The 21,834-nt window shown below is 61.7% G+C and carries 14 protein-coding genes and 1 pseudogene; 9 read left to right on the top strand and 6 right to left on the bottom strand.

The features are described 5' to 3' along the window. The first annotated feature begins 11 nt into the window (after window positions 1-11). Window positions 12-692, top strand: coding sequence for a heavy metal response regulator transcription factor (locus tag GVN17_RS10315; RefSeq protein WP_166595147.1), 681 nt, complete (start codon window positions 12-14; stop codon window positions 690-692). Next, window positions 692-2,050, top strand: coding sequence for a heavy metal sensor histidine kinase (locus GVN17_RS10310; protein ID WP_166595146.1), 1,359 nt, complete (start codon window positions 692-694; stop codon window positions 2,048-2,050). Before GVN17_RS10315 ends, GVN17_RS10310 begins: the two co-directional genes overlap by 1 nt. A gap of 176 nt (window positions 2,051-2,226) precedes the next feature. On the opposite strand, the gene GVN17_RS10305 is transcribed toward GVN17_RS10310, so the two are convergent. From GVN17_RS10305 to GVN17_RS10295, 3 genes are all read right to left on the bottom strand, one after another. After that, on the bottom strand, window positions 2,227-3,471 hold the full coding sequence (locus tag GVN17_RS10305; RefSeq protein ID WP_166595145.1) for a lipoprotein-releasing ABC transporter permease subunit: 1,245 nt from the start codon (window positions 3,469-3,471) through the stop codon (window positions 2,227-2,229). Between the two features lie 65 nt (window positions 3,472-3,536). Beyond that, a complete protein-coding gene (gene lolD, locus GVN17_RS10300; protein WP_166595144.1) occupies window positions 3,537-4,220 on the bottom strand; it encodes a lipoprotein-releasing ABC transporter ATP-binding protein LolD in 684 nt (227 codons plus the stop codon). A 7-nt stretch (window positions 4,221-4,227) separates the two neighbouring features. Further along, complete coding sequence (locus GVN17_RS10295; RefSeq protein ID WP_166595143.1) at window positions 4,228-5,478, bottom strand: lipoprotein-releasing ABC transporter permease subunit; 1,251 nt, start codon at window positions 5,476-5,478, stop codon at window positions 4,228-4,230. A gap of 126 nt (window positions 5,479-5,604) precedes the next feature. Here GVN17_RS10295 and GVN17_RS10290 point away from each other — a divergent pair, with 126 nt between their 5' ends. Continuing rightward, window positions 5,605-6,192, top strand: coding sequence for a PilZ domain-containing protein (locus GVN17_RS10290; RefSeq protein WP_166595142.1), 588 nt, complete (start codon window positions 5,605-5,607; stop codon window positions 6,190-6,192). Between the two features lie 40 nt (window positions 6,193-6,232). Further along, window positions 6,233-6,955, top strand: a complete 723-nt coding sequence (locus tag GVN17_RS10285) for a glycerophosphodiester phosphodiesterase (protein ID WP_166595141.1) — start codon at window positions 6,233-6,235, stop codon at window positions 6,953-6,955. A 42-nt stretch (window positions 6,956-6,997) separates the two neighbouring features. Here the strand turns inward: GVN17_RS10285 and sthA are convergent, their stop codons facing one another. Continuing rightward, a complete protein-coding gene (gene sthA / locus GVN17_RS10280; protein ID WP_166595140.1) occupies window positions 6,998-8,392 on the bottom strand; it encodes a Si-specific NAD(P)(+) transhydrogenase in 1,395 nt (464 codons plus the stop codon). A gap of 508 nt (window positions 8,393-8,900) precedes the next feature. Between sthA and GVN17_RS10275 the strand changes: the two genes are divergently transcribed. Beyond that, a complete protein-coding gene (locus tag GVN17_RS10275; protein WP_166595139.1) occupies window positions 8,901-9,467 on the top strand; it encodes a chalcone isomerase family protein in 567 nt (188 codons plus the stop codon). Between the two features lies 1 nt (window position 9,468). Here GVN17_RS10275 and GVN17_RS10270 read toward each other — a convergent pair whose 3' ends face one another. After that, entirely contained in the window at window positions 9,469-13,671 is a 4,203-nt protein-coding gene (locus GVN17_RS10270) for a dermonecrotic toxin domain-containing protein (RefSeq protein ID WP_166595138.1), read from the bottom strand. Between the two features lie 298 nt (window positions 13,672-13,969). Here GVN17_RS10270 and GVN17_RS10265 point away from each other — a divergent pair, with 298 nt between their 5' ends. After that, on the top strand, window positions 13,970-15,259 hold the full coding sequence (locus GVN17_RS10265; RefSeq protein ID WP_166595137.1) for an MFS transporter: 1,290 nt from the start codon (window positions 13,970-13,972) through the stop codon (window positions 15,257-15,259). A 366-nt stretch (window positions 15,260-15,625) separates the two neighbouring features. Here GVN17_RS10265 and GVN17_RS10260 read toward each other — a convergent pair whose 3' ends face one another. Beyond that, complete coding sequence (locus GVN17_RS10260; protein ID WP_166595136.1) at window positions 15,626-17,089, bottom strand: glyceraldehyde-3-phosphate dehydrogenase; 1,464 nt, start codon at window positions 17,087-17,089, stop codon at window positions 15,626-15,628. Window positions 17,090-17,258: 169 nt separating this feature from the next. Here GVN17_RS10260 and mfd point away from each other — a divergent pair, with 169 nt between their 5' ends. From mfd to GVN17_RS29955, 3 genes and pseudogenes are all read left to right on the top strand, one after another. Next, on the top strand, window positions 17,259-20,711 hold the full coding sequence (mfd, locus tag GVN17_RS10255; protein WP_166595135.1) for a transcription-repair coupling factor: 3,453 nt from the start codon (window positions 17,259-17,261) through the stop codon (window positions 20,709-20,711). Between the two features lie 9 nt (window positions 20,712-20,720). Next, on the top strand, window positions 20,721-21,257 hold the full coding sequence (locus tag GVN17_RS10250; RefSeq protein WP_166595134.1) for a CsiV family protein: 537 nt from the start codon (window positions 20,721-20,723) through the stop codon (window positions 21,255-21,257). A gap of 175 nt (window positions 21,258-21,432) precedes the next feature. Continuing rightward, window positions 21,433-21,801: pseudogene (locus GVN17_RS29955) on the top strand (helicase); the annotation flags it as partial. Window positions 21,802-21,834: the final 33 nt, after the last annotated feature.

Below are 21,834 nucleotides of genomic sequence, written 5' to 3'. Positions count from 1 at the left end.
ACCGATCACCCATGAAATTACTGATCATCGAAGATCAAGCGAAAACCGGCCACTACCTGCGCCAAGGCCTGTCCGAAGCCGGGTTCACCACGGAACTGGTCGCCGACGGCACCAGCGGTCAGCATCTGGCGTTGACCGGGGACTACGCGCTGCTGATTCTGGACGTCATGCTGCCGGGGCGGGATGGCTGGCAAATCCTGCAGGCCGTGCGCCGCGCGGGCCTCGACACGCCGGTACTGTTCCTGACCGCCCGCGACGCCGTCGAGGACCGGGTGCGCGGCCTGGAATTGGGCGCGGATGATTATCTGGTCAAGCCTTTCGCCTTCTCCGAACTGCTGGCCCGAGTGCGCAGCCTGTTGCGTCGGGGCGGCAGCGCCAGCCCGGAAACCCACCTGCAGCTGGCCGACCTGCGACTGGACCTCTTACGCCGTCGCGTCGAGCGCAATGGCCAACGCATCGACCTGACTGCCAAGGAGTTCGCCCTGCTAGAGCTGATGCTGCGACGCCAGGGCGAGGTGCTGCCCAAATCGCTGATCGCCTCCCAGGTCTGGGACATGAACTTCGACAGCGACACCAACGTGATCGAGGTCGCCGTCCGCCGCCTGCGCCTCAAAGTCGATGACGATTACCCGAACAAGCTCATCCACACCGTGCGCGGCATGGGTTACGTCCTCGAAGAGCGCAGCCTGTGATGTTCGGGCGGATTGCTCTGGGCAGCCGACTGGCCCTGCTGTTCGCCGCCTGCACGGCGGCGGTGTCGTTGACGGCGGGCGTCCTGTTCAACCAAGCCAGTGAAAGCCATTTCATGGAGCTGGATCAGCAACTGCTGGACAGCAAACTGCCAACCGTGCGCGATGCCCTGAAGGATGTAACCAGCGCGGAGCAACTGAACCAGCGCCGTCCGACGTTGATGAGGGAGCTGGCCCACTCGCCGGACCTGGCCTTGCAGGTTCGCGGCCCTGATGGCGCGCTGTGGTTCGACAGCCTTTCCCCTTCAATCCCGACACCTGCAGCCCATGAAGGTCTGCACACCCTGACCGACAACGGCACGGCTTACCGCGCTTACACCGTGCCCCTGCAACCCGATCAGCCAGGCACGCCGCAACTGACCCTGCTGCTGGACATCACCCATCACCAGCACTTTCTGGAACGCATGCAACACCTGATCTGGCTGACCGTCGGCCTGTCAGCACTGGCCACTGCCGTGCTGGGCGCCTGGGCGGCACGCAGCGGTTTGCGGCCCTTGCGTCGAATGAGTGAGGTCGCGGCCAGCGTTTCCGCCAGCTCGCTGACGACACGCCTGCCGCACGCCGAGATGCCCAGCGAGCTGGCCGAGCTGAGTCAGGCTTTCAACGCCATGTTGGGTCGTCTCGATGATGCGTTTCAGCGCCTGTCTGCGTTTTCCGCCGACATCGCCCATGAACTGCGCACGCCTCTGTCGAATCTGCTGACCCACACCCAGGTCACCCTCACCCGCCCCCGCGATGTGGCGGAGTACCGCGAAGCGTTGCTGGGCAATCTGGAGGAGCTGCAAGGGATGGCGCAGATGGTCAACGACATGCTGTTTCTCGCCAAGGCCGAGCATGGGTTATTGAACCCCAACCGAGAGCGTCTGGCGCTGGGTGAAGACGTCGATGCCTTGCTGGAGTTTTTCCTGCCCGTCGCCGAGGACGCGCACGTGGCGCTGAGCCGTGAGGGCGAGGCTGTTGTGGAAGGCGATCGCCACATGCTGCGCCGCGCCCTGTCCAACCTGCTGGACAATGCACTGCGCTTCACCCCTGTTCAGGGTCGGGTGTCAGTGAAACTGGAATCGTCCGTCCAGCGCGTGCGAATTGGCATTGAAAACACGGGCCCGACCATTCCGGCCGAGGTGCTGCCACGGCTCTTTGACCGGTTTTATCGAGCCGACCCGGCACGTCATGAGGGCAGCAGTGAACATGCGGGCCTGGGGCTGGCGATAACCCAGTCGATCATCAAGGCCCATGGCGGGACGATCCGCTGTGAATCGCGGGAAGGCGTGACGCGGTTTTTAGTTGAGTTGCCCATCTGAGTACTGTCACCAGCCCCAGACACACCACGGTGTAACCGGGTGAAAACAGATCTCCTGTGGGAGCGAATTCATTCGCGAGGGGGCCTCCCGACCGATACCTCTCTGTAGGCAGAAAGACTTTCGCGAATGAATCCGCTCCCACAGATTATGCGTACGCCCAAGCCAACGAGGCAGACCTATTCATACCGCAACGCATGGGCCGGCTGAATCTGCGAGGCGCGGTACGCCGGGTAGATGGTCGCCAAAAAGCTCAGGATCAGCCCCGCCGCACAGATCATCACCACGTCACTGCCTTCCAGTTGCGATGGCAGGTTGCTGATGAAGTACACGTCCGAGGTGAAAATGTGCTGGCCGGTGACGCGCTCGACCCAGCCCACCAACTGACTGACGTTGATGGCGGCGATCACGCCCAATACGCCGCCGATGATCGTGCCGATCACGCCGATCACCGAGCCTTGCACCATGAAGATGGTCATGATCTGACGAGGCGTCGCGCCGAGGGTGCGCAGGATTGCGATGTCGGCGCCCTTGTCGTTCACCACCATGATCAGCGTGGCGATGATGTTGAAGGCCGCGACGGCGACGATCATCAGCAACAGCAGACCGATCATGGTCTTTTCCATTTTCATCGCGCTGAACAGACTGCCCTGTGTGTGGGTCCAGTCATCGGCCTTGTAGTCCGCGCCCAAACTGCCCGCGATGGCGGTCGAAACCTGCGGCGCCGCGTACAGATCGGTCAGCGCCAGACGTACGCCCTGCACCTGATTCGGCTGCCAGCGCTGGATCGTCGCGGCATCGGCCACGTTGACCAGCGCCATGGAGCCGTCAAGCTCGGCGCCGACCTTGAACACGCCGACCACGGTCAGGCGTTGCAGGCGCGGGGTGATGCCGCCCGGATCGCTGCTGATTTCCGGGACGATCAGGGTGATTTTGTCGCCCACGTTCAGGCGGAAGCGCCGTGCCGTGATTTCACCGATGACCACGCCAAACTCGCCGGCTTTCAAATCCTGCAGGCGGCCCTGAACGATGTGCTGAGTGACGATGGACACTTGGGATTCCAGCGCGGGATCGACACCGTTGATCTCGATCGGCTGCATCGACCCCTTGTATGAGAGCATGCCGTCCATTTGCGTGAACGGCACAGCGGCCGTGACTTGCGGGTTCTTCAACGCGGCGTCGGCAGCGGCTTTCCAGTCGTCCAGCGGCTTGACCCCGTCGATGACCGCGTGGGGCACCATGCCGAGAATCCGCGAGCTCATTTCCTTCTGAAAGCCGTTCATCACGGACAGCACGACGATCATCGCCAGCACGCCCAGCGCCAGCCCGATCATCGAGGTCATCGAAATGAATGAGATGAAGTGGTTGCGCCGCTTGGCCCGCGTGTATCGCGTGCCGATGAAGATGGATAACGGTCTGAACATTCGTGGAGCACCGTAGCTAAATAGGAACACCCCGACGCCATGAAGCGGGCGTCGGGTTCAATGCATCACGCCTCGACGAGACGGCCTTCTTCCAGACGCCACACGCGGTCCATCTGGCGAGCCAGCGACAGGTCGTGGGTCACCACCAGAAACGCGGTGCGCGACGAGGTGCTGAGCTCCAGCATCAGGTCCTGAATGCCTTGGGCCGTGTGGGAATCGAGGTTGCCGGTCGGTTCGTCGAGCATCACCAGACCCGGCTGGTTGACCAGCGCCCGGGCAATGGCCACCCGCTGGCGTTCGCCACCGGACAGCTCGGACGGTTTGTGCGCCAGGCGGTGCTTGAGCCCTACCCGCTCCAGCAACGCGGTGGCGCGCTGACGGGCTTCCGGGATCGGGGTCTTGCCGATCAGGAGCGGCATGCAGACGTTCTCCAGCGCGGTGAACTCTGGCAGCAGATGGTGGAACTGGTACACGAAACCCAGCGCCCGGTTGCGCAACAGACCACGGGCCTTTTCGTTCAGCGCGGACAACTCTTCGCCGGCCAGCCATACGCTGCCCTCGGTCGGCGTGTCCAGACCGCCCAACAGGTTGAGCAAGGTACTTTTGCCGGAGCCGGAACTGCCGACAATCGCCACGCGTTCGCCAGGGTGCAACTCCAGCTGCAGGCCCGACAGCACGACCACGGACTCCGGGCCTTCCTCGTAGGATTTGCCCAGGTTGCGGCAACTCAGTACAGCTTTATCACTCATGCGCGACTCACTCATAACGTAGCGCCTCCGCCGGCTGGGTGCGCGCGGCACGCCAGGCGGGATACAAGGTGGCGAGGAAACTCAGGACCAAAGCCGCGCCGCATACCATCAGCACGTCACTGGTCATCAATTGCGAAGGCAGATAGTCGATGAAATAGACATCCGCGTTGAGAAACTTGTGCCCGATCAGGCCTTCCAGCGCCGAGATCGCGGCACTGACGTTCAGTGCAGCAAGAATGCCGACGGCCGCGCCAATCGCCGTGCCGACCACACCGATCACCGTGCCCTGCACCATGAAGATCGCCATGATCTGCCCCGGTGTCGCCCCCAGCGTGCGCAGGATCGCGATGTCGCCGCGCTTGTCGTTGACCACCATCACCAGCGTCGAAATGATGTTGAACGCCGCCACCGCCACGATCAGCAGCAAGAGCAGGCCGATGATGGATTTCTCCATGCCGATGGCCTGGTACAGGTTGCCGTGGGTGCGGGTCCAGTCGCGGGAGTAATACTGATGATCGCCGAGGCTCTGGGCGATGTCGTAAGCCGTGCGCGGCGCCTTGAACAGGTCGGTGAATTTCAGGCGCAGCCCCTGCACCTGATCAGGCTTCCAGCGGTGCAGACGGGCCAGGTCCTGAAGGTTGGTCACGCCGAGGTAGCCGTCGAGTTCGCCCGCGCCGACGTGGAAGATGCCGACCACGGTGAAGCGCTTCATCCGCGGGAACATCCCGGCGGGCGTGACCGTGACTTCAGGGGAAACGAAGGTGACCTTGTCGCCGATGCCGACGCCCAGCTTGGTCGCGGCCTTGTCGCCGATGACTACGCCGAAGCCGCCTGACACCAGGTCGTCAAGCCGACCCTGTTTCATGAAGCCATCGATAATCGAAACTTTGCGTTCCTGAACCGGGTCGATGGCATTGAGCAGGATTTTCTGCACATTGCCGTTGTTCGTCAGCAGACCCTGCATCTGGGTGAACGGCGCAATGGCTTCGACCTGAGGGTTCTGCTTGACCTTGGCCGCGAGGCTTTGCCAGTCGTTGATCGGGTCGCCGGATTCGATGGTCGCGTGGGGCACCATGCCGAGGACGCGGGTGCGCATCTCATGATCGAAACCGTTCATGACCGATAACACGACTATCATCACCACTACGCCGAGGGCGAGACCGATCATCGACGTCAGGGAAATGAAGGAGACAAAATGATTACGGCGTTTTGCACGGGTGTAACGCGTGCCGATAAATACAAAAAGAGGTCTGAACATGTAGGGGCTTGTTCGGAGGAATGGGAACGTCCTTGTGGCGGGCCTGGGCCTGCGGCTTTACACTCGAATCGCTGAGTCGCAAACGAGAGCAATCACTCTGACAACCGCCGCTACCATGGGTTCGCCATGTCGACATTAGATGAAGAAGAACGCCGCGAATACTACCGTATCGAGGACAGCGTCGCACTGGAAATTCAACGCATTCCAGCGTCCGGCTCGGTCGATGAGCTCGCTCATCGGGACACCTCGACCCTCTTCGATCTGCTGAGCGAGTTGCACGTCGCCGAGTTCGAATCGCAGCACCTGCTGCGCCAGCTCGACGACCGCGACCGTACCACCAACAGCTTCCTGCGGGCCATGAGCAAACGCATCGATTTGCTCGGTCAAGTGGTGGCTCAGACGGTTCTAGGCAAGCTCGGCGCTCCGCAAAAAGTGATCATGTCCGAGGGCGGCCTGCAATTTAACGCTCACCAGCCCTTCCCCGTCGGCAGCCTGTTGTCGGTCAAAATGGTGCTCATGCCCCAGGCGTCCGGGATGATGCTGCGGGCCAGGGTCACGCAATCCCAGTCCCTCACCCTTGGCGATTTCGAGATCGGCACCGAGTGGGTCGAGCTGAGCGATGCCCAGCGACAGCTCCTGGCCAGACACATCCTGCAACGACAAGCCGCGCAACGACGCCTGGCCCGAGAGCAAAACACCCCTGATCCATCCTGATTTTGAGCCTGTAGGCGCCTTCGTAATTCAAGGAGTATTTGTGACCCTTATCTATGGCCACCGCGGCGCTAAAGGCGAAGCACCGGAGAACACCCTCACCAGCTTTCAGGAATGCCTGAAGCACGGGGTCAAGCGTTGTGAACTGGACCTGCACCTGTCCCGTGACGGCGAACTGATGGTCATCCACGACCCGACCCTGAAGCGCACCACCGACCGGCGCGGCAAAGTGGTCGAGCATGATGCGAAGGACCTGGTGACCTACGACGCGCGCAAGGGCGGCCCGGGCTGGGTCAATCCGTGCCCGATTCCGCGCCTGGAAGAGCTGTTCGAGAAATGCGATTTCGACCACTGGCAACTGGAAGTCAAGAGCGCGTCACGCACCCGAGCGGCCACGACCGTATTGGCGATCCGCGAGATGGCGCAACGTCACGGTCTGCTGGACAGGGTCACCATTACGTCGAGTTCGCGGGAAGTGCTCAAGGCGGCGCTGGAGCTGACCCCGGACCTGTCGCGAGGGCTGGTGGCGGAATACGCGTGGCTCGACCCGTTGAAGGTCGCCACGAGTTATGGCTGCGAGATTCTGGCGCTGAACTGGACGCACTGCACGCCCGAGCGCCTGAAGAAAGCACAGACCCTGGGCCTGCATGTGTCCGTCTGGACCGTCAACGAGCCCGCGCTCATGCGCAGACTCGCCGACTTCGGCGTTGACAGCCTGATTACAGACTTTCCCGGTTTGGCCAGCGCCACCCTCGGGAATTACTGAAATCGGTCTCCCCGGCCGGCTCAGGCCACCGGCCGGAGCCGCTCAAAAAAGCCGGTTGAGGCCGTCGTACGCCGCGACCCGATAGGCTTCGGCCATGGTCGGGTAGTTGAACGTGGTATTGACGAAATACTTGAGGGTATTCGCCTCGCCGGGCTGGCTCATGATCGCCTGACCGATGTGCACGATCTCCGACGCCTGGTCGCCGAAGCAATGCACGCCGAGAATCTGCAAGGTTTCGCGGTGGAACAGGATCTTCAACATGCCCACCGGCTCGTTGGAGATCTGCGCGCGAGCCATGCTTTTGAAGAACGCCTTGCCCACTTCATACGGCACTTTGGCCTGGGTCAGGTCGTGTTCGTTCTGACCGATCGAGCTGATTTCCGGGATGGTGTAAATGCCGGTCGGCACGTCGTTGACGAAGCGCCAGGTGCCGTTGTCCACCGCCTTGCCCGACGCCGAACGCCCCTGGTCGTACGCCGCACTGGCCAGACTCGGCCAGCCAATCACGTCGCCAGCGCCAAAAATGTTCGGCTTGCTGGTGCGGTATTCCTCATCCACTTCGATCTGGCCACGGCCATTGGCCTTGATGCCGACGTTTTCCAGACCCAGTTTGTCGGTGTTGCCGGTCCGACCGTTGCACCACAGCAAGGCGTCGGCCTTCACTTTCTTGCCGGACTTGAGGTGCAGGATCACGCCGTTTTCGAGGCCTTCGACGCGCTCGTATTCTTCGTTGTGGCGCACCATCACGTTGTTGTTGCTGAAGTGATAGCTCAAGCCTTGGGAGATTTCGGCGTCGAGGAAACTCAGCAACTGGTCACGGTTGTCGATCAGCTCGACGTCCACGCCCAGACCGCTGAAGATCGACGCGTATTCGCAACCGATCACGCCAGCCCCGTAAATGATCAGCTTGCGCGGGGTGTGGCTGATGCTGAGGATGGTGTCGCTGTCGTAGATACGCTTGTGGGAAAAGTCGATATCCGCTGGGCGATAAGGCCGTGAGCCGGTGGCGATGATGATCTGGTTGGCGACCAACTTTTCCACGACGCCGGTGTCGCAGACCACGTCAACGGTGCGCTCGTCGGCAAAGCTGCCGGTGCCGAAGAACACGTCGACGCGGTTACGGGCGTAGTAGCCGGTGCGGGACGCGACCTGTTTGTTGATGACTTTTTCAGCGCTTTTCAGCACGTCCGGGAACGAAAACCAGCGCGGCTCGCCAATGGCCCGGAACATCGGGTTGGTGTTGAACTGGATGATCTGCTTGACCGAGTGACGCAACGCCTTGGACGGGATCGTGCCCAGGTGGGTGCAGTTGCCGCCGACCTGCCGACGGCTGTCGACCATGGCTACCTTGCGCCCAGCCTTGGCGGCGTTCATTGCCGCGCCTTCTCCAGCTGGGCCGGAACCCAGTACCACTACGTCGTAGTTGTAGACAGCCATGCGTACTCCTTAGAACGGGCCGAGGCGCCACTCTGGCGTCTCTGGCTAACCCATGCCGCGCCCGGCGGCATGAAGAATCGAAACTCGCGGCGCAGTCTAATCGTCCGGCGTCGCGGGGAACATTAACCCTTGGTCGCGTCGCAGGCCAATTTTGTCTGCGTTACGTGACACTCGTCACCCTCGTGAGGCGCGGAAAATGCCCAATGGGTGCGGATGATAAATGTGTTGGTGGGGGGAATCCCAATAAAAGCTGCATTTTTTGTGGGGTTGAGGCGTGGAGGGCGTTTTTTGCCGTACAACGACAGGGATTCGACGGCGCGACTCGGCATCAGGCAGGACGCGTTCTTCACTGTGGGAGCGAATTTATTCGCGAAAAATCTATCGGTCGCTGGAGATGCTCCGCCATGTCTGTGCGAATAGCGTAGGCCGTTTGCATACCCCGCCGCACCGCGCACCGCTAAAAATGTCATACCCTTACCTTACCCCCCTCGCCACAGAAGACACCCTCATGCGCTACCGCCTCATTCACTGGATGCTCCTGCTTGCCGCGTTCGCCAGCCCGATGGCCATGGCGTCTCAGGCGGACTTGCTCAAGCAGGCCAACTTCCCTGCCCGGCTCGACGGCCATTCCCCGGCGCTGGAGCGCAAGAACCAGGCGATACTCACCTACCTCTGGACCGACGTTTACGCCGCCGCCTTTTATGCCGAGCCTTCAATCAGCGCCAAACAGGCTGCCTTCACCCAGTCACCCCAGAAACTTGAGCTGTATTATTTTCGGGACATCGACCGCCAGGACGTGATCAAGGCCGCCAACGCGGCCCTCGAAAAACAACAGCCGCAAGACACCCTCGTTCGTTTGAAACCCGAACTCGACCGCCTGCACCAAAGCTTCCAGAACATCGTCAAAGGCGACCGTTACGACCTGACCTGGGACCGCACCGATGGCTTGAACCTGACGCGCAATGGCAAGGTGATCTTTGCCAGCCCCGACCCTGAGCTGGCAAAGGTGTATTTCGCGATCTGGCTGGCGCCGGACGGTCTGTCGACTGACCTGCGCGACGCCCTGCTTAAATAAGCTAGCCCGCGAGGCTCAGAAACAACCGCTGCGCGATCTCCTTGCCGATGGCGCTGCGGTACACGCGAATCACGTCCTTGCTCTCCTTCGCCGCCTTGACCTGCGCCTTGTACCCCACAAACCGCTGCTCCGGGCGTTTCAGGTGAGCAGCGGTGAACGCCTCGGCTGCCGCGTTTTCACTGGCGTAATGAAAATGCGCCCACCACAGCACCCGCTGATCCGCGTCACGAATCACGTATTCCTGCAGGAAATCGTTTCGTTTGGCGCCTGACATATTCTTGCGTCCCTCGAACCGGGCGATGTCCACCTCACGTTCCTGAGCCAACCAGGCGAGACGTCCCGCCGTCGGCGGTTGCGCCTTGATCATCGCGATGCGCAAGGTCCGTCCCTCCTCCACCAGCCGGGAGGCAGACGCCCGCAACGCGCTCACCTGAATCTGAGCCGCTTCGTCACCGGCCCCCGCGCTCGTGAGCTTTTCCGCGAGCGCCGTCAGCCGGTCGGCCTTGTGGGTCAGGATGTCCTGCATGTCCGCAGGCTCATCCGCTTTTTTCGACTGACGCCGGGCGTTGGCAATGTCTGCCTCGACGCGCTCCAACAACGAGGTCGCCTGACGTTTGAGTTCCGCCAGTGCCACCACAGGCACGGGCTTTTCAGGTTGAGCAGGCGCGACCGTATTAACCTCGACCCACTCCCCGTTCTCATGCAGGTGGTACGTCTCGATCACGGTGTTGCCCATGGATTGCGTGACATCGACCACCGCACCCGGCATGTCGGGTTCGCCTTCGCGCAACTGCCCCACCAACGTGCGGTGGGCGCGGGTCTTGAACACCCGTTTGCGCGGCTGCCGAACGCGTGGCGCGTAATCCACAGGACGCGCCACAGGCTCGGTGCTTTCACGGATCAGATCCGACAAGCGTTTTTCCGCCCGGTCGGCGATCCAGCCGAATTCGTCCAGAAACCGGGTGAATCGCACGGGTTCGAACGCTTCGGGCACGCTTTGCTGGGCGCACACAGCGATAAGGATGCCCCGATCGTATTCCCGCAACGAGCTCTCCAACACGTCGATCTGCTCGGCGAGGGTGTAATCGTTGGGTTTTTCCAGCTCGATCTGCGAACTGACGGCCGCGTGGAGGCGGTCGTCCGTGCGCAATGATTTAAGCTCCAGGCTGCCCTGTTTGGACAGAATCACATCCTTGCTGAAGCTCAGTTCCAACAGCGACCACAAACGCGTCGCCCGCCAGTCCAACTGGGTGAACACATTGCTGCGGACCAGATCCAGCACCTCGTCATGCCAGATCTTTTCGCCCACCTTGGGCACGTCCCGCAGTTGCTGCCACAGGCTTTCCCTGAGTCCGGACCACTGGGTCCCCCGCTCTTCGATCTGCAACATGTCTTCGAACAGCGCCACGTAGCCGTCCACGTTCTCTTGCGTCACCGCCGACAATGAAACCGCTTCAAGCCGGTCCATTTGGTTGCGCGCCAGCTTGACGAGGTTTTGCAGCAACACGCCCTCGTAAAACGCGATACGCCGGACCAGCGCCTGAAGGTCTTTGGCCACGGTCGTCTCGGGTGCTCGGTCGGCGGGTCGCAAGGAAGCCTGTAAGCGCTGGCGTTCCTCAACGATGGCTTTCAGTTCGTTCAGGTCGGTTTCGATCAGGTCGTACAAGGTGCCGGGCAGCTGCGCTTTCGCACCTCGACACGTTTTGTTCCAGCCGACGAACCGTCGAAACAGCACGACTTGGTGCTGATCCAGCACCGCTTCACGCTCCGTCACCGCCTTGAGCTTCGCCGCGTTTTCCAGGGCAACCTGTCGGGCGTTACGTTTCGGACCTCCGCCCCGCAGGCCGAGAGACAGATCAAGTGTCCACCGCCCGCCTGTACGCCGTAGCCTGGGACCCACGATCGCCGACGACCGAGGGTCGATCACTCGCACGTCTTCATCCTTGAATGCCACGCGATACACGCCACTGTCCAGCCGGGCGTGCCACTGTCCGTCGTGCAGATACAGGCCTTCGCTGTCCCGTTCCGCAGACGGCGCACCCAAGTCCGGCTCAGGCGTGACTTTCAGACGCTCCAAGTCTCGGGCCTGTGCCGGGGTCAGCCGATGCCGCACGCTGGACCAGGAAAAATCCAGCAAGGGTGTCAGGGCAGTCGCCTGCGACTCGCCGTCCACCGTCTCCGGCGCTTCGGTGGGCCCATGCCCTGCCCGCGTCGCCTCCCCCTCCGCGACTTCGGCTCGCGGCGTTCGCAGGCGGGGCACGAATCCTTCGTGCATAAGCATCATGGACACCGTCAGTAACAGCGCCGTCCACGCTTGCCGCTCCGGGTGACCGACCGCACGCTTGCGCGCCACCAGCACTTGATCCACGGCACTCATCAGCTGCACCAGCCACAACGCGTTGCCGACCGCGCCGGACAGAAAGGGCATCACCAGGTCCAGCCCGAGCCAGCCTGCCCGCTGAATCATGGCCCAGCGGCTTTCGGCATTGGAGACTGACTCACGATCCGCGAGCTCCACCAGCGCCCGGGCGTTCGCATTGAACAGCGCAACGAGCACGTCACCGTCCACGTTGGCGACAGCCAGTTGCGCCGGTGCGGGGTTCTCGATCGGTGCAAAATCGGAGCCCAGCCCGAAACGGACGATGTGAGGTTGATCGAAGCCGCCGTTGGCGTAGCGCTGTCGCCCATGATCGGTCATCCAGACGAGCGCGTCGCCTTGCAGTTCGCCTGTCGTAGCAATGGCTGCGCGCAGTTCCGGCCACGCGGCGAACTCCATCAGCGGCATCGGCGCCAAGGGTCGATACAACACGAACGGACCCACAGCGGTATCTGACGTACCGATCACGAACTGGTTGCAGACGTCATCCGCCACGGCGCCTGGCTGCGCCACCCACGCCAGCGGGCGCAACACCGTGTCGCTGCCAGCGTGTGCAGCAGAACGCTCAAACAGCGAACAGACCCGCCGATAGCCCGCGTCCGTCAGCCCACCTTCGCCACGGAGTTTCTGCTCCAGCGCCTTCAGCGGCAGTTGCACACGCAGTTGGTCGCCGAACAGCCGTTGCCGTCGCGACACCTCTACAGGGTTAGTCATCAAATACTGACGCACCAACGTCGGATACGCGCGGCCGATGTCAGCCCGCACCACCAACTGCTTGAGGTAGTCGATCGTCAGCCATCGCGGCAGCGGTCCGCCATCGCGCAACGACAATACGATCGTGCCGCTGGGAACACTGCACAGGTTGCCCAACGCAAAGTGGGCCACGCTCATGCGCTGATGTTCGATGCTGCCAATGGGAATGAACTGCCCCGCCGACGGGACGGGGACGGCCACCACCTTGTCGATGTGCACCGTGACGTCGTCCAGTGTCAGCCAAGTGACGTCCGGGTGATCGCCACGCATCAGGTCTTGCAGGGTCTTGCGCGCGTAATCGAGCAGCGGCGGCACGTCATCGTCCCAGCAGCGTCCCGCCGCTCGCGCGTTCACGACCGCCAAAGCCGCGAGTCGGCGGCTGAAATCGAGACGGTCGGCGGACGAGGCACGGCTCAACCAGTCGGGCACCTGCTCGAACCGTGACAGGTGCCGGGTAATCGCGGCGTCTTGTGCGTCGCTCAGCCACGGCAGGATGTCCGTGGTCTTGGCCACGTAGCGCTCGATCTCGTCGAAGTCATTCAGGCCAAGCGAGGGAATGGCCTGAAGATCGGCGAGTTGCGCATCAAGTATCGCCAGCGCCTGCTGTTCGAAAACGCTCGCGTCAGTGTTTTCCGGGCGCCGCTGAGCCAAGGCATTCGCCAAGCGGGTACAGGGCGTCGCGCCGTCTGCACCCGCACGATCCCAAAAAGCGATCAAGGACCCGGTGAAATCATCGAGCAGACCCAGAGAGACCGTGTCGACGAGGATGGCCAGCGCCTCCATGTCGCCGCTGGGGGCGGGGGCAAGTGACGCGGCCGGATCGACGACCAGCGCATCGGCCCCGCTCTTCCAGCGGGGTGTCTGGCCGCTGGCAAAAAACCGCTGCAAACAGGCCGTCAGCGTCGCAGTCCTCGCTTCTCCGTTTTCGGCCTGTCCGGTGACAACGGCCACGTCGGGGTCGAGGTGAACGTCAGGGAAGTAAGACGTCAGGGCAGCCCTCAGCGAATCGCGGGCCTGCTCAGACAGGGAGGGGCGTCGGGAAAACAGATCGATCAGGTCAAATTTGTCAGTCATTGTGCACTCAACTCGCAAGAATGGGCCGTGACCTGCGAGGTAAATAGCGGGCACGGCCGAACAGATCAGGCGAGTTAAAGGCACACGGGCCAACGAGGTGACATAAACAAATAGTGCGATGGCCCGCTCAGGGCACTGATGCGAGAAGGCCGATGCGAGGCTTCTGATTGCCATCCGCCACTTTTACACATATCGTTACAAATCTGTGCAGTGCGAGGCCAAGCTCGTACCGTGCGGCAGAGGACGTACAAATACAACGGATTCCCCCCAGCTAGACAGCCTAAGTGAGTAATTCCAAATGGCCTCGACCACAGGCAAAGGCAAAGCGATTTTTCGCGTTGTCAGCGGCAACTTCCTTGAAATGTTTGACTTTATGGTCTATGGCTTCTACGCCACAGCTATCGCCAAAACCTTCTTCCCGGCCGACAGCGAATTCGCATCCCTGATGCTGTCGCTGGCCACCTTCGGCGCAGGTTTTCTCATGCGCCCGCTGGGTGCCATCTTCCTCGGCGCCTATATCGACCATCATGGCCGTAAGAAAGGTCTGATCATCACCCTGGCCATGATGGCGATGGGTACGATCCTGATCGCTTGCGTACCGGGTTACGCCACGCTGGGCGTTGCCGCGCCGCTGCTGGTGTTGATCGGCCGTCTGCTGCAAGGCTTCTCTGCCGGTGTGGAACTGGGCGGTGTGTCGGTGTACCTGGCTGAGATCTCGACGCCGGGCCGCAAAGGCTTCTTCGTCAGCTGGCAGTCCGCAAGCCAGCAGGCAGCGGTGGTGTTCGCAGGGCTCTTGGGTGTTGGCCTCAACCACTGGCTGAGCCCGGAAGAAATGGGCCAATGGGGCTGGCGTGTGCCGTTCCTCGTGGGCTGTGCGATCGTTCCGGCGATCTTCATCATCCGTCGTTCGCTGGAAGAAACCCCTGAGTTCGAAGCCCGTGCACGCAAACACCGTCCAACCATGGGCGAAGTGATGAAGTCCATCGGCTCGAACTTCGGCATCGTCATCGCCGGCATGGCGCTGGTGGTCATGACCACCGTGTCGTTCTACCTGATCACCGCGTACACGCCGACCTTCGGCAAAAACGAACTGCACCTGTCCGACCTGGACAGCCTGTTGGTGACCGTCTGCGTGGGTATCTCGAACTTCATCTGGCTGCCGGTGATGGGCGCGGTGTCTGACAAGATCGGTCGCAAACCCCTGCTGCTGGCGGCGACCATTCTGGCCATCGTCACGGCGTACCCTGCCCTGTCCTGGCTGACCGCCAACCCGAGCTTCGGTAACCTGCTGATGGTCGAGTTGTGGTTGTCCTTCCTGTACGGCTCCTACAACGGCGCGATGGTGGTCTCCCTGACCGAAATCATGCCCGTCGAAGTGCGCACCACCGGTTTCTCCCTGGCCTACAGCCTGGCGACCGCAACCTTCGGTGGCTTCACTCCAGCGGCCTGTACCTACCTGATCCATGAGCTGAACAACAAGGCGGCTCCCGGCATCTGGTTGAGCGGCGCTGCCGTGCTGGGCCTGATCGCCACGCTGGTGCTGTTCCGCAAAGGCGGTCATGCGCACGTGGAAGCGGTCACGAGCTAAAGGCTGCAAGCTGCAAGTGGAAACGCAAACGCCCCGACTGGTTCGGGGCGTTTTTTTGGACGGTCGATTTTTCTGCAACGCCGACGACATCTGTTTTGACACCACTCCCCTGTGGGAGCGAATTCATTCGCGATGGACGCTACAGCCCACGCATCTCTGGCGTCTGACGCGCTTTTCGCGAATAAATTCGCTCCCACAGGGAAATCCGGCGAGTCTCGGAATTTGGCCGGACTCAAACCCCCCACACAAAAACGCCACGACCGGATGTTTCGGTCGTGGCGTTTTATGTTTGGCCTGCGGCTTGCAGCTCGCGACTCGTCGCTGCTCTATCAGCTTGCAGCTTTCAACTCGCCGCTCGCAGCTGCCTTACTTCGGGAAAGCAGGCGGGTTGACCCCGGCCATGTCTTCCATCACGCGAACCACTTGGCAGCTGTAACCGAACTCGTTGTCGTACCAGACGTAAAGCACGACGCGGTTGTCGTTGACGATGGTGGCTTCGGCGTCGACCACACCAGCGTGGCGCGAGCCGACGAAGTCGGTGGAGACCACTTCCTGCGAGGCCACGAAATCGATCTGCTTGTGCAGGTCCGAGTACAGCGCGGTGTGGCGCAGGTATTCGTTGACTTCTTCACGGGTCGTTTCAGTGCCCAGGTTCAGGTTCAGGATCGCCATCGACACGTTCGGCGTCGGAACACGGATCGCGTTGCCGGTCAGCTTGCCGGCCAGCTCAGGCAACGCCTTCGCGGCCGCGGTGGCAGCGCCGGTTTCGGTGATGACCATGTTCAACGCGGCGCTACGGCCTCGGCGATCGCCTTTGTGGAAGTTGTCGATCAGGTTCTGGTCGTTGGTGTACGAGTGCACCGTTTCAACGTGACCGTTGACGATACCGAACTTGTCGTTGATGGCCTTGAGGACCGGCACGATGGCGTTGGTGGTGCAGGACGCAGCCGAGATGATCTTGTCATCGGCGGTGATCTGCTGGTGGTTGATGCCGTGAACGATGTTCTTCAGCTTGCCTTTGCCCGGTGCGGTCAGCACGACGCGGTCGATGCCAGGGCATTGCAGATGCTGGCCCAGGCCGTCGGCATCACGCCATACGCCGGTGTTATCGACCAGCAGTGCGTCCTTGATACCGTACTGGGTGTAGTCCACCTCGGTCGGGCTCTTGGCGTAGATCACCTGAATCAGGTTGCCGTTGGCGCTGATGGTGTTGTTCGCTTCGTCGATGGTGATGGTGCCGTCGAACGGGCCGTGAACCGAATCACGGCGCAGTAGGCTGGCGCGCTTGACCAGATCGTTCTCGGCGCCTTTGCGCACGACGATGGCACGCAGACGCAGGCCGTCGCCGCCACCGGTTTTTTCGATCAGGATGCGTGCCAGCAGACGACCAATACGGCCGAAACCGTACAGCACGACGTCGGTGCCCTTACGGTCGCCGGAATTCTGTTGACCAACGATTTCAGCCATTTCTTCGCGGACGAACTGCTCGGCCGTGCGGCCGTTGGCTTCGGCCTTGTATTTGACGGCCAGCTTGCCCAGGTCCACCGAAGCGGCACCCAGTTTGAGCTCGCTCATCGCTTTGATGAGCGGGAAAGTTTCGTGTACGGACAACTCGGTCGCGTCGGCTTGACGATGACGCGCAAAGCGGTGTGCTTTGAGAATCGCAATCACTGAACGATTGATCAGGGTGCGGCCATAGATCGAACTCACCACATTATTATTGCGGTAGAGCTGACCGATAAGCGGGATCATCGCCTCGGCGAGCGCTTCACGATCGATCCATTCACCAAGACACTGGTCGGGCTTCTGAGTCACGGGAACCTTCCACATGTAGGGGCTGAAAAAAGGGACTACATTATGCCCAAGCCTTTGTTTATGAGCAATCCAGTCTTTTTCGATCGTGGAGCACTACATAATTCGGCGAGCACAAAACTGACAGCGGATTCCCGATTTAGTTACAATCCCCGGCTTTGCCGCAACGCCTGGAGCTTTATCTTCCGTGCCCGTTCTGCGCCTACCGATTCTTCCTGCTGCCGCAGGCAAACAACATTGGGGCAACCTGCCCGGTGCCGCTCAAAGCCTGGCCATCGCCGAGGCTGCAAGCGCCGCGAAACGCTTCACCCTGCTTTTGACCGCTGACAGCCAAAGTGCCGAGCGACTGGAACAGGAACTGAAGTTTTTCGCCCCCCATCTCCCGGTGCTGCATTTCCCTGACTGGGAAACCCTGCCCTACGATCTGTTCTCGCCCCATCAGGACATCATCTCCCAGCGCATCGCCAGCCTGTACCGGCTGCCGGAACTGGTGCATGGCGTGCTGGTGGTGCCGATCACCACGGCCCTGCACCGCCTGGCGCCGACCAAGTTCCTGCTGGGCAGCAGCCTGGTGCTGGACGTCGGCCAGAAGCTCGACGTCGAAGCCATGCGCACCCGGCTCGAAGCGACCGGTTACCGCTACGTCGACACCGTCTACGAGCACGGCGAGTTCACGGTGCGCGGCGCGCTGATCGACCTGTTCCCCATGGGCAGCAAACTGCCCTACCGGATCGACCTGTTCGACGATGAAATCGAAACCCTGCGCACCTTCGAGCCGGAAACCCAGCGTTCCATCGACAAGGTCGATTCGGTGCGTCTGCTGCCCGCCAAGGAATTCCCGCTGCAGAAAGAAGCGGTCACCCGTTTCAAGGCGCGTTTCCGCGAGCGCTTCGACGTCGATTTCCGCCGCAGCCCGATCTTTCAGGACCTGAACAGCGGCATCACCCCGGCAGGCATCGAGTACTACATCCCGCTGTTCTTCGAAGAAACTTCCACGCTGTTCGACTACCTGCCCCAGGACACGCAGGTGTTCTCGCTGCCGGGCATCGAAGCGGCGGCGGAAACCTTCTGGAAGGACGTGCGTAACCGCTATGAAGAGCGCCGCGTCGACCCCGACCGTCCGCTGCTGCCGCCCGCTGAATTGTTTTTGCCGGTCGAAGACTGTTTTGCCCGCCTCAAAAGCTGGCCCCGCGTGGTCGCCAGCCAGGACGACGTTGAAACAGGCATCGGTCGCGAACGCTTTCCGGCGCTGGCACTGCCGAATCTGGCCATCGAAGCCAAGGCCAGCCAGCCGCTTGCGGCACTCTCGACCTTCCTCGACGAATTCCCCGGCCGCGTGCTGTTCACTGCCGAGTCCGCCGGTCGTCGCGAGGTGCTGCTGGAGTTGCTGGAGCGCCTGAAACTGCGGCCGAAAAACCTCGACAGCTGGCAGGAGTTCGTCGACAGCAAAGAGCGGCTGGCGATCACCATCGCGCCGCTGGACGAGGGTCTGGTGCTTGAACAGCCAGCCTTGGCGCTGGTCGCCGAAAGCCCGCTGTTCGGTCAGCGGGTCATGCAACGCCGCCGTCGCGAAAAGCGCATGGACGGCCACTCCAGCGACGCGGTGATCAAAAACCTCGCTGAGCTGCGCGAAGGTGCGCCGGTGGTGCACATCGACCACGGCGTGGGCCGCTACCTTGGGCTGGCGACGCTGGAAGTGGAAAATCAGGTCGCCGAATTCCTGATGCTGGCCTACGCCGAGGACGCCAAGCTGTACGTCCCGGTGGCCAACCTGCACCTGATCGCCCGCTACACCGGCAGCGATGACGAACTCGCGCCGTTGCACCGCCTCGGTTCCGAGGCCTGGCAGAAAGCCAAGCGCAAAGCCGCCGAACAGGTGCGCGACGTCGCCGCCGAACTGCTCGACATCTATGCTCGCCGCGCCGCCCGCGAAGGTTACGCGTTTGCCGATCCGAAGCTGGATTACGAAACGTTCAGCGCCGGGTTCCCGTTCGAAGAGACCCCGGACCAGCAGACCACCATCGAAGCCGTGCGCCACGACATGCTCGCGCCGAAACCGATGGACCGGCTGGTCTGTGGCGACGTGGGCTTCGGCAAGACCGAAGTGGCCATGCGCGCGGCGTTCATCGCCGTGCACGGCGGCAAGCAAGTAGCGATTCTGGTGCCGACCACCCTGCTCGCCCAGCAGCACTACAACAGTTTCCGCGACCGCTTCGCCGACTGGCCGGTGACGGTCGAGGTGATGAGCCGCTTCAAATCTGCCAAGGAAATCAACGCCGCCGTGGCCGACCTGGCCGAGGGCAAGATCGACATCGTCATCGGCACCCACAAGCTGTTGCAGGATGACGTCAAGATCAAGAACCTGGGCCTGGTGATCATCGACGAAGAACACCGTTTCGGTGTGCGCCAGAAAGAACAGCTCAAGGCCCTGCGCAGCGAAGTCGACATTCTGACCCTGACCGCCACGCCGATCCCGCGCACCCTGAACATGGCCGTGGCCGGCATGCGCGACCTGTCGATCATCGCCACCCCGCCTGCCCGACGCCTGTCGGTACGGACTTTCGTCATGGAGCAGAACAAGCCCACGGTGAAAGAAGCGCTGTTGCGTGAACTGCTGCGCGGCGGTCAGGTGTACTACCTGCACAACGACGTGAAGACCATCGAGAAATGCGCCGCCGACCTCGCCGAACTGGTGCCGGAAGCGCGGATCGGCATCGGTCACGGGCAGATGCACGAACGCGATCTTGAACAGGTGATGAGCGACTTCTATCACAAGCGCTTCAACGTACTGATCGCCTCGACCATCATCGAAACCGGCATCGACGTGCCGAGCGCCAACACCATCATCATCGAACGGGCTGACAAGTTCGGTCTGGCCCAGTTGCACCAGTTGCGCGGTCGGGTCGGTCGCAGTCACCACCAGGCCTACGCTTACCTGTTGACGCCGCCGCGCAAGCAGATCACGCCGGACGCCGAGAAGCGTCTGGAAGCCATCGCCAACACCCAGGACCTCGGCGCGGGCTTTGTGCTCGCCACCAATGACCTGGAAATCCGTGGTGCGGGCGAGCTGCTGGGCGAAGGCCAGAGCGGGCAGATTCAGGCGGTCGGTTTCACCCTCTATATGGAAATGCTCGAACGCGCAGTGAAGTCGATCCGCAAGGGCGAGCAGCCGAACCTAGACCAGCCGCTGGGTGGCGGTCCGGAGGTCAACCTGCGGGTGCCGGGGCTGATTCCCGAGGATTACCTGCCGGACGTCCACGCGCGGCTTATTCTCTATAAGCGCATCGCCAACGCCGCCGACGAAGAAGGCCTGAAGGACCTGCAAGTGGAGATGATCGACCGCTTCGGCCTGCTGCCGGAGCCGACCAAAAACCTGGTGCGCATGACGTCGCTCAAGCTCAAGGCCGAGCAGTTGGGCATCAAGAAGGTCGACGCCGGCCCTCAGGGTGGACGAATCGAATTTGCCGCCGATACGCCGGTAGAACCCTTGACGCTGATCAAGCTGATTCAGGGCCAACCGAAACGCTACAAATTCGAAGGTGCCACGCTGTTCAAGTTCACGGTGCCGATGGAACGTCCCGAGGAGCGTTTCAATACGATCGAAGCGCTGTTCGAGCGCCTGACCCCGACATCTGCCTAAGGATTCACCATGCGTGTGCTTCGCTCGCTCACCCTGCTGCTGGTGCTGATCGCTCCGGCAGCTTTCGCCGATGGCATCTATCAGGTGGAGCTGATCCTGTTCCGCCAGAACGGCGAGCCTGCGGCCACCAATCAGGCGGCTCCGGAAGATTGGGCTGCGGGTGCGCAACCCTTGGGCGCCGACAACCAGACCTCCACCGGGCTGGACGCGTTGGCGAGCAAGCTTGAGTCCAGCGACACCTATAAAGTGCTGCTGCACCGCGCCTGGCAACAACCCCTGAGCGCGACGCCAAGCAAGGTGGCGATCAGCAGCGGCCAGGAACAGTTTGGCCATTACCCCATCGAGGGCACGGTGAGCCTTGGCCTGGCGCGCTTCACGGACATCGACGCCAACTTCTGGGTCAATCAGCTCGACGAGCATGGCGTGCTGGTCACCAGCGAACGCATGCGTCAGGCAACCCGGGTCAGGAACGGAGAACTGACCTACATGGATAACGGGAGTCTGGCCATGTTGATCAAGGTCACTCCTCTTCAAGCACCGCGTTGACGTAGGAAAAGACGTGTCATCCCTATTGGAAAAAGTCCTGGCCCTGCCATGGGAACCCCTGTTCAAAGCACAAAGCGTGGAGCGCGGGCTTGAGTATGCCCAGCAGAAACGTGTGGCCGTCGAACACCTCAGCGGCGACCTTGTGCGCACGGTTTGCCGGGGTTCGGGCCTGGAAATGTACACCCAGACCTTGATGTTCAAGGACCCTGAGCGCACGCGCACGTTCGTGATCGGCAAATGCACCTGCCCGGTCCGCACCAACTGCAAGCATTGTGCGGCAGCGCTGTTCTACCTGCAGGCGCCGGAAAACCAGCCGGACATACTCGCCGTCGTCAACCGCCAGTCCACCGAGCGTGCCACCGTCGTCCAACCGAAGCCCAACCTGCCTGAAAAGCTGGAAAAAAACATCAAGCCCAAGCCTCGGCTGATCCTCGCGAGCTTCGAATTCAGCGCCTACGAACCGCGCAACGGCAAGATGCAGCGGCACATCCAGCACCGCGCCGCGCTGGCCTTCCGTTATCGCGAACTGTACGCCTCGGGCACCCCAAGCCCTGGCCGTTCCAGCGATCTGCTCTGG

Source organism: Pseudomonas sp. SLFW (assembly GCF_009905615.1).
Classification (GTDB): Bacteria; Pseudomonadota; Gammaproteobacteria; order Pseudomonadales; family Pseudomonadaceae; genus Aquipseudomonas; species Aquipseudomonas bambusae.
This window is presented reverse-complemented; position numbering and strand designations above follow the sequence as displayed.

Bases quoted from the DNA above. Each gene is read 5' to 3' on its own strand.
- GVN17_RS10295 (WP_166595143.1), bottom strand. From the start codon at position 5,478: ATGTTCAGACCTCTTTTTGTATTTATCGGCACGCGTTACACCCGTGCA.
- GVN17_RS10290 (WP_166595142.1), top strand. From the start codon at position 5,605: ATGTCGACATTAGATGAAGAAGAACGCCGCGAATACTACCGTATCGAG.
- lolD (WP_166595144.1), bottom strand. From the start codon at position 4,220: ATGAGTGATAAAGCTGTACTGAGTTGCCGCAACCTGGGCAAATCCTAC.
- GVN17_RS10260 (WP_166595136.1), bottom strand. From the start codon at position 17,089: ATGTGGAAGGTTCCCGTGACTCAGAAGCCCGACCAGTGTCTTGGTGAA.
- GVN17_RS10310 (WP_166595146.1), top strand. From the start codon at position 692: ATGTTCGGGCGGATTGCTCTGGGCAGCCGACTGGCCCTGCTGTTCGCC.
- GVN17_RS10315 (WP_166595147.1), top strand. From the start codon at position 12: ATGAAATTACTGATCATCGAAGATCAAGCGAAAACCGGCCACTACCTG.
- GVN17_RS10250 (WP_166595134.1), top strand. From the start codon at position 20,721: ATGCGTGTGCTTCGCTCGCTCACCCTGCTGCTGGTGCTGATCGCTCCG.
- GVN17_RS10275 (WP_166595139.1), top strand. From the start codon at position 8,901: ATGCGCTACCGCCTCATTCACTGGATGCTCCTGCTTGCCGCGTTCGCC.
- GVN17_RS10270 (WP_166595138.1), bottom strand. From the start codon at position 13,671: ATGACTGACAAATTTGACCTGATCGATCTGTTTTCCCGACGCCCCTCC.
- GVN17_RS10305 (WP_166595145.1), bottom strand. From the start codon at position 3,471: ATGTTCAGACCGTTATCCATCTTCATCGGCACGCGATACACGCGGGCC.
- sthA (WP_166595140.1), bottom strand. From the start codon at position 8,392: ATGGCTGTCTACAACTACGACGTAGTGGTACTGGGTTCCGGCCCAGCT.
- GVN17_RS10265 (WP_166595137.1), top strand. From the start codon at position 13,970: ATGGCCTCGACCACAGGCAAAGGCAAAGCGATTTTTCGCGTTGTCAGC.